We start from the raw sequence: 13,061 nt of genomic DNA, 5'->3' as shown, positions 1-13,061 counted from the left end.
GAGTAACAATTAAATACTCACCATATTTTTTAACTTTTATCTAGTTAACATAATATAAATTCTAGGAAGCTAAGGTGAAAAATATATTTCTGTCTCAATACCTAAGTATACTTATGATATTGAGACAGAAATAAAAATTACACAAATGGTTTGTATTGTGCATTTGGTCTGAAAATCACATTATGTTCTGATTGTTCTTTAATATGTGCGACCCAGCCAACCATCCGACTGCAACAAAAAATTGGTGTGAACAATTGATTAGGAATTCCAATTGCTTTCATTATAGCTGCTGCATAAAACTCTACATTCGCATAAAGCTCTCGACCAGGCTTTAATTGCTGTAATTGGTTTACCGTCTCTTTTTCTAATTTTAAAGTAAAATCTGCCCATGCTGGTTTTGGATTAATGGAATTAAATTGAATTTTTAATGCTTCAGCTCGTGGATCCCTAGTTTTGTATACTCTGTGTCCAAAACCCATAATTTTCTCTCCATTAGTTAGTTTTTTTCTAATTATTTCGTTAACAGATGATTTCTGGGCTTCTTTCATGTACTCTATTACACCTGATGGTGCACCGCCGTGTAATGGTCCTTCAGAGCACCTATGGCTGCTGTTACTGCTGAGAAAAGGTCACTTTGTGTTGAAGTGACCACTCTTGCTGCAAAGGTTGATGCATTCAGACCATGCTCAGCTGTTAGAATCATATAAGCTTCTAATGCATCCAGTTCATTTGCTGATTTCTCTTCTCCAAAAAGCATATAAAGGAAATTTGCCGTATGCCTTAAGCTCGTTTCAGGTTCAATTTCATTTAACCCTTTTTTCTTTCTATAAATATACGCAATGATCGTTGGCATTTTTGCGATTAATTGAATACCTTCTTCAAGATTTACTGGCCATACGTCAGTCGATTGATCAAGTAGTGATACTGCTGAACGAATAGCGGAAATTAACGATTGTTGAGAAATGATTAATTCTAACTGTTTCTTATATTCATCACTTAAAAACCTGTGATTTACTAAAGCTTGTGAAAAATGTTCAAGTTCTTTCTCATCTGGAAAGTATCCTTTCAGAAGAAAGAAACTGACTTCTTCAAATCTGTACTTTCCAATAAGTTCTTTAGCAAGAACTCCGCGATATTGTAATACTCCATCTTTTCCATCAATATGGCTGATCGACGTTTCGATAGCTGTAACCCCTTTTAAACCAGGTTCAAACATAACGTCTTCCCTCCTCTTTATGTTAATTTAATTGTATAAGGTTTTATCAATAAACAAAATTAAGTATTTATTATATAATCAATAACCAAAATTTATGGGAGGAATTCGATATGGATTTCAAATGGCTGCGCACGTTTCTATTGGCTGCTGAAGAGCTGAACTACCGTAAAGTCGCAGAGCAATTATTTGTTACACAACCAGCCGTCAGCCTGCATATTCGTCAATTAGAAGATTATTTAGGTTCAAAGCTTTTTCAAAAGCAAGGCAGGCACATTCAATTAACGGAGTTTGGAAAAGCGTTTCGCGTTGAGGCTAATGATCTTTTAAAACATTACGAAACAGTGATTCAAAGAGTGCACCGGCACCAGCAAGGGTACTCCTCCACCCTTTCCATTGCTATGACACCATTGTTAGTAGAAAGTCTGTTTCCAACCATCCTGCGAAAGTATTCGGAAACTTACCCTCACATAGAAATTCCCATAAAAGTTGCGGAATCAGCAGATTTACAGAAGATGGTCGAAGCATCAGAAGTAGATTTAGCCTTTTCATGTCTCCCTTCAGTCTATTCGAGCCTTGTATGCGATAAAGTAATTGAAGATACAATCTCACTGGTTACTATTCATGATGGATGGGACGATGAAGTAGCCCCTCCTATAGATCCGTATGAACTCTTATCAAAATCGATTATTTTTACAGACCACCACCCGGTGTATTGGAAACGGTTGAAGCGTGATATACAAATGCATATATCAGGTTATCGTTTTATTTCGGTTTCTCAATCACATTCGGCTAAACGGTTTATTTTAGAAGGTATGGGAGTTTCCTTCCTCCCCACTTTCATAATAAGACGAGAAATCAATGAAGGACGTTTGCTGGCTATTGATGCACCCTTCATTGAATTACCTACAGCGTCTATCTATGCTTTATATCAAAATAATGGGTCAAAAGAACAACAATTTGTTTCGTTCCTTGATCGCTTCCATATAACTTAATGATTTGTTTTTGGATTTATCTTCGGAGTTGCTACTAAGTTGTAAGAGGAATGGTTTGGGGATATCCATTGGAGGCGAAATTTATTGTTGGTTTTTGAGGTTTATATTTCTTATTGTTCGGAGTTGCTACTATGTATGAATCAGAATCATAGGATTAACAACTCTTACGCTATTAACTAAAATGGCCTCTACAAAATGAAAAGTCACAGAGGCTTACTCTGTGACTTTAACCTTTGATTTTTTTGAGGAATGCGACTGGTTCTTTTGAAATACTCTTAAGGTTTCGTGGTAATAATCGAGTATTTGTTCTGAAGGTTTTTGCCAGCTGTACTTCTCTGCTTCCTTTCGAGCGTTCCTGCACAATTCCTGATATAGATCCTCATCTTCGAGTCGATTGATGGCATCTATCATGGTGTCGGTCTTTTCATTTTCGAATAACAAGCCAGTTTTCCCATCTTCCACTTGCTCCATTGTCGGCCCGCTTTTCGCAGCGATTACTGGAAGTCCTGAAGCCATAGATTCTAGTATGACAAGTCCGAGCGTTTCGGTAACAGACGGAAAGATAAGAGCATCTGAAGAAGAAAACGCCTGAGCAAGCTCTTCCCCGTGTAGAAGACCTGTAAATACCGTGTTCGTTCCTTTAAAGGTCTCCTCTAACTGCCCTCTGACAGGACCATCCCCTACAATCGCTAAGGATATGTCATCCCGCTCCTCTAACAAGGGCTTTATTTTGTGGATTTCTTTTTCAGCTGCCAGTCGCCCGACAAACACAAGAAGTTTGTTATCTTCCTTCCCATCGGACAAACGGTTTCTCATTTCCTCGTTTTTATGTCGAGGATGGTAGTGATCCACCGCTACGCCCCTATCCCAAACACTAACATTATGGAAGTTCCTGGCATCCAGCTCTTTCTTTATCGCGTTTGATGTACAAAGGTTCACATCTGCGAAATTATGAAGCTTACGGAAATACCACCAAACAGCTGGTTTTAATGGGTACAATCGATAATAATCCATATACTTTGGTACATGCGTGTGATAAGAAGCGATCAGAGGATAATTAAGCTTATTCGCATAATACACTCCCGATACTCCGACAAAAGCTGGATTCACAACATGTACCAAGTCAGGATCATGCTTGATTAATAAATCCTTTACCTTTCTTTGAGGCATGGAAAATTCCTTCGACCTGTAGAAAGGCAACTTAGTCGTTTTTACGCCTTCGACAATCGCCCCTTCGTACTCCTTCACACCAAGGTCTGGAGCAATGACGACAACTTCATGCTCTTGGTTTCGTAGATATTTGATTGCTTCCTTCAATCTAGTTACTACTCCATCCGTCGATGGGAGGAATGTTTCTGTAATTATGGCGATTTTCAAAGCGGAAAACTCCTTACTTCCAGGTAATTGACGGCAGTACGTTTTCTACGATAATGCGGTCTTTATGATCAAGTGCTGTACGTAGAATATCGCGGATAACATCGTCCGTCAGTAAATGTGGCTCAAGGCCTAGATCACGAAGTTTCGTGTTTACTGCATTATAGTAGTGGTCTTCGTTCTCGATACGAGGGTTTTCAATTTTCTTAACTTCTGTTTCTAACCCTTCCTCTTTAGCAACTTTTTGCACGCGTTCGGCAAGTTCCTGTACGGAGAACCACTCAGTGAATTGGTTGAATACGCGAAATTCCCCATTATCTGCAGGGTTTTCTGCAGCGATCTCTACACAACGAACCGTATCTTCAATGTTCAAGAACGCACGCGTTTGTCCACCGCTTCCATATACAGTTATATCATGTCCAATTGCAGCCTGATTGATGAAACGGTTTAGAGCAGTACCGAATACTCCATCATAGTCCACGCGGTTTGCGAGGACTGGATCTAATTTCGTTTCTTCGGTATGTAGACCATATACGATACCTTGGTTTAAATCTGTTGCGCGGATTCCCCAGATCTTACAAGCAAACATGATGTTATGGCTGTCATGCACTTTAGATAGGTGATAAAAAGAACCCGGTTGTTTAGGATAAGGAAGAACATCTTTACGGCCTTTATGTTCAATCTCAATATAGCCTTCTTCAATATCAATATTTGGTGTGCCATATTCGCCCATTGTACCTAATTTGATCAGGTGACATTCAGGAGCAAATTCTTTAATAGCGTATAGTACGTTTAAATTACCCATTACGTTATTGGTTTGAGTATACACGGCGTGTTCACGATCAATCATAGAATATGGAGCTGAACGCTGCTCAGCAAAATGAACAAACGCTTCTGGCTCTACTTGACGGAATACTTCGCTTAGGAAATCATAATGATTCAAGTCTCCAATGAATGTTTTGATTTCTTTGCCACTTACTTCCTTCCACTTAGCTACACGGTCTTCAAGTGAAGCGATCGGTGTTACAGAGTTGGAATGAAGCTCGTCGTCAATCTTTCTACGTGCTAAATTATCTACGATGGTTACATCATGTCCTTGCTTGGATAGGTATAGTGCAGTCGGCCAACCGCAAAAACCATCTCCCCCTGCTACAATAATTCTCATAATCTACCTCCTAGTTACATCTAGCATAATCATTCCCTATATAGAATAACATTGTTTACGATAACCATGGTAATGAAATCCTTATGCTCTCTATTATCTGTGTATTCTACAAAATTCGGGAAACTCTTTCGTTTTTGACTTTACCATTAAATTGTTATTGAAACAATAAATTAATTGTTAAAGTACTTTACAAGGCACTAGGAATCGTTTATAATTTCCAGTTTTTATCATTTTATTAAGCATTAAAACAAACAACAATCACTACCTGTTTATTAGTCTTTTGAATGAGAGTCAAAAAATCTTTGTTCTGAAGGCGTCCAATAGCTTCTCTGCTCGCCGTTAACTGCATAAACCTCTCCACTCTCAAACTGATCGGGTGCATAAAACATTTCCGCAATATATTCGGCTACCTGTTCTGCCGACCCAACTTTCCAATAATCAGGTAAGTCTTTTCCTTGTGATGAAGCTTGTTTCTGTGCCATTTCTATGTAAGGACGTGTCATATCTGTTAAGGCTGCAGGAGCTACGGCATAAACAGATACTCTATACTTGTTCATTTCCTTTGCAAGTGTTCGGGTCAATCCAATTAGACCTGCTTTTGCTGTACTATAATTCACCTGACCTATATTTCCGGTTAATCCTGATGATGAAGACATGTTTATAATTACAGACTGCTGTTTTGGTTTACGTTCACGGATGTTTCTAATAAAAGGGAGTGTAGAAGAAAAAGCTCCATTGATATGGACATCGATAACTTCCTTAAATTCATCAAAGCTCATGCGATAAGAAATCTTGTCGTTTACATTGCCAGCGTTATTAATTAAGCCTGTAACTTTGCCGTATTCCTTAATGGCAGAGTCTACAAGTTTCTCTCCGGTTTTCTCTTCTGTCACTGATCCAGGAACACCGGTAGCCTTCCCTCCGTAAGATCTCACCTCTTCAACAACGTGGTGAACAGCCTCTGCATCTCTTCCATTTATAATGACTGCCGCTCCAGAAGCGGCTAAATACAGAGCAATACTTTTTCCAATTCCTCTTGTTGAACCGGTAATAATGACAACCTCATTTTTTAGAGTTTCCATTCCATCCTCTCCTTAACCAAATTCGAATAATACAGCTAGACCCATGCCTCCACCAATACCTAACGTTGCTAATCCTCGTTTGAAATTCGCTGATCTCATCTCATGGAATAATCTTGTTACAAGGATAGCCCCCGACGCTCCATATGGATGACCTAAAGCGATGGCTCCACCACCTCGATTGACTTTCTCAATAGGGATGGATAGATAATGTATAGACGCAAGGACTTGAGAAGCAAATGCCTCATTGAATTCTACGGTATCAATGTCATCCACTTGAAGATCTTGTTTTCCTAATAAACGAGTAACAGCAGGGATCGGTCCTATACCAAGATAATGAGGATCGACACCACAACAAGCTGAATCTTTGAATGTTAAAACAGGATCTAAACCGAGTGCCTTAGCTTTCTCTTTTGACATAATTAAAACGAGTGCCGCTCCATCATTAATCGGACATGCGTTTCCTGCTGTTACGGTTCCATGCTCTTTAAAAACAGGGGGGAGATCTGCAAGTTTCTCTATTGATGTATTCCATCGAACACACTCATCCTGCACTATTCCTTGAATAGGCACAATTTCCTCTTTAAATCGTCCATTCTCTATAGCTTCCGTTGCTTTTTGGTGACTGTAAAAGGCATATTCATCCTGATCTTTTCTGGAAATACCATAGCGTTCAGCTACATTCTCAGCTGCTTGTCCCATACCAGGGTCGCCAATCTTCTCAGGTGAAAAGCGTGCCTTCGTAAAAATGGAAGGTCCGGCAGGGTAGTATAAATCCGTAGGTTTTTCTATCTTCCATGGTGCCGTGCTTGAGCTTTCTACTCCTCCTGCCAAATAAACTTCTCCTGCTCCTGCCTGAACGAACCGAGCAGCCATTTGAATGGCCTCTAAACCTGAACCACATTGACGGTCTACGGTTACTCCAGGTACCGAAAAAGGAAGGTCCGCTTCTAGAGCAGATAACCTGGCGAGGTTTCCCCCAGGGCCAGTAGCATTTCCCAAAATAACATCATCGACCTCTCTCGGATCGAGGGAGGTTTCCTCGAGGATATTTTTTATTAGAGGGCTTACTAACTGTTCAGGAGGAACAAGACTGAACATTCCTCCTACCTTTCCGATAGCTGTCCTTTTAGCGGTAATGATGACGGGTTCACTCATGAGTCTCCATCCTTTCAGTTAAATGACTACCAATTAACTTATCTCTTAATTCTCTTCTGGCGATTTTCCCGCTGCTTGTATAAGGGAATTCTTCAATGACTAGTAATCGTTTCGGACACTTATAGCTAGGCAGTAAACCTTTACAGTAGTTGATCACTTGATCCTCATTCCATTCAAAGTTTTCTTTCACCGATACCCCAGCAACCACTCTTTCACCCCAATAAGAATCAGGAATACCAATCACCGCAGCTTCATTAATTTCAGATAGCTGTATAAGGACGTTTTCTACTTCTTCCGGATAGATATTCAGTCCACCGCTAATAATCATATTGTGTTTTCGGCCTATAATCGTGCAGTATCCATCCTCATCCATAAAGGCTAAATCTCCAACAGTTGCCCAACCGTTATGAATCACTTGTCTACTTTCTTCTGGTAGATTCAAGTACCCATCGAACAACCAGGGACTTTTGACACTCAAAAGACCGACTTCTCCTGGACTCACCTCAGAACCGTCCTCTTTTATAATTTTCACTTGAACTTTCGGGAACGGGCGACCAACGGTGTGTCCCTTTGCTTTATGGTCTCTATCTAGAAGATAACTGACAAAACTTAGTTCTGAAGCTCCATAAAACTCAATGATGTCTGCATTAGGAAATAGTGAACGGACCTTATTTTTCGAACCTTTATCCCACTTTGCACCTGAAGATAAAATCCTCTTTACCCCATAAAATTCTGTCTGTTTATGGACTAACAGGGATTCAAACATCGTAGGGACAATATACATGACACTAATCGGTAAACGATTCAAAACCTGAAACACTTCTTCTCTATCAAACACCTCACATAAATATAATGTGGCCCCTGAGTGAAGGGTCTGCATCGCAGCAAACAAAAAATGAGAGTGAACAAGCGGACCTGGCGAAAGAATATGATCTTCACTTCCTAGATGAAAAACATCACTGCAATAAGGAAAACACTCCGCCCAGGACATATGGGTTCTCATAAAACCTTTAGGTCGCCCCGTTGTACCTGAGGTGTAACCGATGTAAAAAAGATCGTTGCCTTCTGGTGGCACTGACGTATGGTTATCGTGACAAGGTAAATTCTTATCACCATACAATTGCTCCCACGTATGTAAGTTGACAGAGGGTGAGTCCACAATACACGGTTTGAATTTTTCATGAACGATGACAAGATCTGGTTTGGAATCAAGAAGAACGTATGTATGTTGCTCTCGTTTCCATTTTGGATCCAGAGGGACAGCTATTCCGCCAGCACGGCATACAGCTAAAAATAATTGAATAAAGTCGATTCCATTCTCCAATAAGAAAGCGATCTTTTTATTTTTGACATCTTTTAGCTTATATTTCAATCTACCTTCGAGGTACTTTTGGTTTTCGATTAACTCCGCATACGTCACATTCTTTTTGCCACAAATTATAGCTTTCTTTTCATCCAATGTCTGAGGCAAATCTCCAATCATGACTATCCTCCACCTTTCCAATCTGTAAAAAAGAAAAGACAAGCCACTCATGGATGGCCTGTCTTTGTGGTTATGCTGCTTGCTTGGATTTTTTCTCCTTCCGCCCTTTTTCGATGAGGGGATATGCCCGATGAACTTGTTTTGCAATAAATGCTGCAGCAACGACTTTAACGAAGTCTCCTGGAATGAAAGCAAGAGCACTAATCGCGGCTTTCGTCCATGGGGTATTTGTGATCAGTGATAAATAGGTGATTCCACACCCGTAAACCACAATAATTCCTCCGACTACATTTGCTAAGATCAACCAACTAATATGTAGACGATGATAAAAGGTTTCTACCATTAATCCAATAACGAAAGCTGCAATCGGCCAACTTAAAATGTACCCGCCTGAAGGACCAAAGAACACTCCAATCCCTCCACGGCCACCTGATAATAATGGAACGCCAATCGCAACAAGTAAAATAAACACAAGTAAACTCAGCGCACCTCGTCGAGCTCCGAGTAGCGCACCAGCCAGCATTACGCCTAGAGTTTGTGCCGTTATCGGTACGGGGGTGAAAGGTAATGCAATCGGAGGTAACAGACCAAGAGCTCCTACAATTGCTGCAAATAATGAAGCATACACCATCGTTTTTAATGACATGTTTCCATCTCCTATTCTCTTGATGCTAGATTAAGAGTAGAAGAATACCACCGGTCTTGTCAACCCTAAATAATTTTGGTTAACCATTACAAAACCAGGGTGTAGAGATAATAAAAGGTGCAGCCTAGTTAAATGACTGCACCGCAATGGACTGTTAAGCATTTTTATCTGATGAATTAGCAACTTCTTCGTTTCGACTCTCTTCTTCCGATGTATGGTCATCGTCTTCAGTTAGACGGTTATCCATGTTTTCCTTTGTCGCAGATGCTTGCTCATAAGCAGGCGCTTTAGCCGTGTCAAAATTACTTACGTTACCTCGAGAGACGTAACTCTCGAGCATGGCCTTTAAATCCATGCCTGTCGTTTCTTTCAGTGATTCCTGAATTCCAAGCATCGTCGAAGTCACGCTGTTCGCAACTTTAGCTGAACCTCCTAGAGAGTTTGAGCCTCCCATATCAATCACTTTCATGTCTTTAATTTGTGACAATGGGGCAGAAATTTTTTCTGCGTATTCAGGAAGCACGCTGATTAGCATTTCCATAATCGCCGCTTCTCCATAATGCTCCATTGCTTTTGCCATACGTTCTTTAGATTCTGCTTCAGCAATACCACGCTGGCGGATAACTTCTGCTTCGGATTCACCCTTGATTCGCTCATTATCTGCTTCAGCCTGTGCACGTTTCGTCACTTCATAAGCCTCGGCATCAGCAACGGAACGGCGACGTTTATTTTCTTCTTCTTCAAGTTCAACTGCTCGCTGCTTTTCAATGTATTGGACTTTAAGTTCTTCTTCTTTGATCTGCTGGGCCAGTTTTTGACGTTCAAGTTCTCCGGCCTGATCGGCATTTGCTTTGGCTCTGTTCGTATCCTTTTGGAATTCCGCTTCCTTAATGTCTTTATTTTTTGTAGATTCAGCTACCGCAGTCAATCGGCGGTTTTCCTCGTCCTGAGCTTCCTGGTCGTTTTTTGCCTGATAAATTCGGGTTTCCTTCGTTGCATCAGACTCTGCCATGTTGGCTTTTTTCTGCACTTCAGCAATATGAGGACGACCTAAAGCGTCTATATAGCCGTTTTCTACATCTACGTCTTCCACGTCGTTTAAAGCGAATGAAGTAATTTCAAAGCCCATCCCTTTCAAATCGGATTCTGCAATCTTTTTGACCTGTGTGTTGACTTCTTTAAAATCATTGTAGATTTTTTCAATAGGAAGTGAGGCGATGATGGAACGTAAATGTCCATTCAATACATCCTTTAACTCGGATTCACGCTCTTTTTGCTTTTTCCCAAGAAACTTCTCAGCAAAATTAGCCATGATTTCAAGCTCACTGCCGATACTGATTACAGCCGTACTTGCTACTCTTACCGGGATGCCTTCTTTCGTGTACGCTTTCTCCGAATTGACTTGCAGCTGGAATGAGGTCAAATCAATAGGTGTAGCTGTTTGAAACATCCTGAGGCGGTAGCCTCCGCCACGTATAATTTTTACAGAACGGCCGTTATCATCTTCAAACACATTCTTCTCTTTTTCCGGATCTCCAAGTTTTGGTCCTGTTACAATAAGTGCTTCATTTGAACTCGCTGTTTTGTAGCGAAGACGGAAAATAACGAATGTGACAATCCCGCCGACGAGCACGACGGCTCCGATAATTCCTAAAATGACTAAAAATAGTGCTCCTTCTAGCATATTAGTTCTTCAACTCCTTCTTAAAATTGATCTACCATTTTTCAAAAACTTATGTAAAAAATGGGATGTATATTACATATCGATTACAACCCTTAAAAAGTTTCACCTATTTTTCAACATATTTCGAATAAATCTTCTTTTATAGATAATTCACTTGTGAAATTTGTACAATCATTCATTGTCTCCCGTGATTAAGGTATAATTAAATTGGGATATTTCTGAATTTTTGCTTAAGGAGGAGGAAGTTTATATGGCTACATACGAGAAGGCGTGGACACCTTCAGAGAAACAAGTAAAACAAACGAGACTTTTCCAGTGGATGGATAAACAAGGATATCAAAATTACGATGACTTTCATAAAAAATCGATTGAAAATATTGATTGGTTCTGGGATGAAGCAGTTAAAGAGTTAGGTATTGAATGGTACACCCCGTACGAAGAAACCTTAGATCTCTCAAAAGGCATCGCTTATCCGAACTGGTTCATCGGAGGCGAAATCAACGTTGTGCACAACGCCCTTGATAAATGGGCAAATAATGAGGATAAAAAAGACTCCATAGCCCTGTATTGGGAGGGCGACAACGAAGATCGCATCACCTACACTTATGAAGAACTGCTTAAAGAAGTAAATGCTGTAGCAAATGGGTTAGACAATCTTGGGATTTCCAACGGAGATGTCGTAACCATCTATATGCCGATGCTTCCTGAGACTCTGATTGCTATGCTAGCGATATCAAAGGTTGGTGCCATTTTCTCCCCTGCTTTTTCAGGTTATAAAGCAAATGCCGTGGCTACTAGAATACAAGCTTCGAAAGCAAAAGCCCTCATAACCGCTGACGGGTTTTTCCGTCGCGGAAAAACGATTTCGATGAAAGATGAAGCGGATATGGCAGCGGATCAGTGTCCATCCCTCGAACACGTAATCGTCGTCGAGCGTGCCGGCTGTGAAGTTGAATGGAACGAATACCGTGATATTGAGTGGTCAAGCTTACGAAAAAATGAAACCGTTTACAAAGCTGAGGTAAAAAAAGCGGATGACCCATTTATGCTGATTTACACCTCTGGGACGACTGGAAGGCCGAAGGGAGCAGTTCACACACATGCTGGGTTTCCGATCAAAGCAGCATTTGATGCGGGCGTATGTATGGATGTAACAAAAAAAGACACTCTTTTCTGGTATACGGATATGGGATGGATGATGGGTCCGTTCCTTGTGTACGGCGGGCTATTAAATGGATCTTCCATCGTCATGTTCGAGGGCACTCCTGATTACCCAAAGCCGAACCGCTTATGGGAGCTTGTGGAACGGTATCAGGTTACCCACTTGGGGATATCTCCAACCCTTGTTCGTTCTATGATGAAGCACGGAGAAGAATGGATCAAACAGCATGACTTAAGTTCATTAAAATTGATTGGGTCTACGGGTGAGCCATGGAACCCTGAACCATGGCACTGGCTGTTTAAGCACGCTGGAAACTCAAAAGTCCCTATCTTCAATTATTCCGGAGGCACTGAAATTTCCGGAGGCATTTTAGGCAATGTTCTCGTTAAACCGATACAACCGGTCACCTTCAATGCAGCATTGCCAGGGATGGACGTGGGTGTCTATGATGAAAACGGCCAATCGTTATCCAATGAGGTCGGTGAGCTCGTTTTACGAAAACCTTGGGTAGGAATGACGCATGGATTTTATGAAGAAAATGAACGCTATGAAAATACGTACTGGAACCGATTCAAAGATACGTGGGTTCATGGTGACTGGGTCATTTTAGATGACGAGGGCTATTACACGATTACAGGGCGTTCCGATGATGTATTGAACGTTGCCGGAAAAAGGCTCGGACCTGCTGAAGTGGAGTCTGTGCTCGTTGAGCATTCTTCCATCATTGAAGCGGGAGTCATTGGCATTCCTCACGAAGTGAAAGGAGAAGAACCTGTCGCCTTTGTCGTTCTATCTCCAAAAGCAGCGAACACTGAGGAATTAATTGATGAAATCAGACTGCATTTGGATCAGAAGCTTGGAAAGGCTTTAGCTCCTAAGAAAGTATTTGTCGTTGACGATCTTCCTAAAACGCGAAACGCTAAGGTCATGCGCCGGGCCATAAAATCCGCTTATCTTAATAAAGAGTCAGGAGATCTGAGCGCTCTTGAAAATCCAGATGCCGTCAATCAAATTCAAGAAATCGGTAAAACCGTTCATATCAGAAAATAAATGAAAGAGCTCCCTTATTACAGGGAGTTCTCTTGCACACAACAAAGCCTTC

9 protein-coding genes and 1 pseudogene are annotated in these 13,061 nt (G+C 40.9%); 2 read left to right on the top strand and 8 right to left on the bottom strand.

The window, feature by feature from the left end; genetic code table 11:
- Window positions 1-137: 137 nt before the first annotated feature.
- Window positions 138-1,216 (bottom strand): annotated as a pseudogene (locus ACRYKC_RS09060) (citrate/2-methylcitrate synthase).
- A gap of 110 nt (window positions 1,217-1,326) precedes the next feature.
- Here ACRYKC_RS09060 and ACRYKC_RS09055 point away from each other — a divergent pair.
- Window positions 1,327-2,208 carry a LysR family transcriptional regulator gene (locus ACRYKC_RS09055; RefSeq protein ID WP_433806410.1) on the top strand — a complete coding sequence of 294 codons (882 nt, stop codon included), beginning with the start codon at window positions 1,327-1,329 and terminating at the stop codon, window positions 2,206-2,208.
- 213 nt (window positions 2,209-2,421) lie between these two features.
- Here ACRYKC_RS09055 and ACRYKC_RS09050 read toward each other — a convergent pair whose 3' ends face one another.
- From ACRYKC_RS09050 to ACRYKC_RS09020, 7 genes are all read right to left on the bottom strand, one after another.
- Window positions 2,422-3,585 carry a glycosyltransferase family 4 protein gene (locus ACRYKC_RS09050; RefSeq protein ID WP_433806409.1) on the bottom strand — a complete coding sequence of 388 codons (1,164 nt, stop codon included), beginning with the start codon at window positions 3,583-3,585 and terminating at the stop codon, window positions 2,422-2,424.
- Window positions 3,586-3,598: 13 nt separating this feature from the next.
- Window positions 3,599-4,747, bottom strand: a complete 1,149-nt coding sequence (locus tag ACRYKC_RS09045) for an NAD-dependent epimerase/dehydratase family protein (protein ID WP_433806408.1) — start codon at window positions 4,745-4,747, stop codon at window positions 3,599-3,601.
- Window positions 4,748-5,019: 272 nt separating this feature from the next.
- Window positions 5,020-5,829: an SDR family NAD(P)-dependent oxidoreductase gene (locus ACRYKC_RS09040; RefSeq protein WP_433806407.1), complete on the bottom strand. Its 810-nt coding sequence runs from the start codon at window positions 5,827-5,829 to the stop codon at window positions 5,020-5,022.
- Between the two features lie 12 nt (window positions 5,830-5,841).
- Window positions 5,842-6,984 (bottom strand): thiolase family protein, encoded by a 1,143-nt coding sequence (locus ACRYKC_RS09035; RefSeq protein WP_433806406.1) that lies wholly within the window; start codon window positions 6,982-6,984, stop codon window positions 5,842-5,844.
- On the bottom strand, window positions 6,977-8,467 hold the full coding sequence (locus ACRYKC_RS09030; RefSeq protein WP_433806405.1) for an AMP-binding protein: 1,491 nt from the start codon (window positions 8,465-8,467) through the stop codon (window positions 6,977-6,979). Before ACRYKC_RS09030 ends, ACRYKC_RS09035 begins: the two co-directional genes overlap by 8 nt.
- 70 nt (window positions 8,468-8,537) lie before the next feature.
- A complete protein-coding gene (locus tag ACRYKC_RS09025; protein WP_433806404.1) occupies window positions 8,538-9,113 on the bottom strand; it encodes a biotin transporter BioY in 576 nt (191 codons plus the stop codon).
- A gap of 154 nt (window positions 9,114-9,267) precedes the next feature.
- A complete protein-coding gene (locus ACRYKC_RS09020) occupies window positions 9,268-10,797 on the bottom strand; it encodes a flotillin family protein (RefSeq protein WP_433806403.1) in 1,530 nt (509 codons plus the stop codon).
- Between the two features lie 250 nt (window positions 10,798-11,047).
- On the opposite strand from ACRYKC_RS09020, the gene ACRYKC_RS09015 reads away from it, so the two are divergent.
- Complete coding sequence (locus tag ACRYKC_RS09015; RefSeq protein WP_433806402.1) at window positions 11,048-13,009, top strand: AMP-binding protein; 1,962 nt, start codon at window positions 11,048-11,050, stop codon at window positions 13,007-13,009.
- Window positions 13,010-13,061: the final 52 nt, after the last annotated feature.

It is taken from the genome of Halobacillus sp. A1-3, assembly GCF_050971765.1.
Lineage (GTDB): Bacteria > Bacillota > Bacilli > Bacillales > Halobacillaceae > Halobacillus > Halobacillus mangrovi_B.
This window is presented reverse-complemented; position numbering and strand designations above follow the sequence as displayed.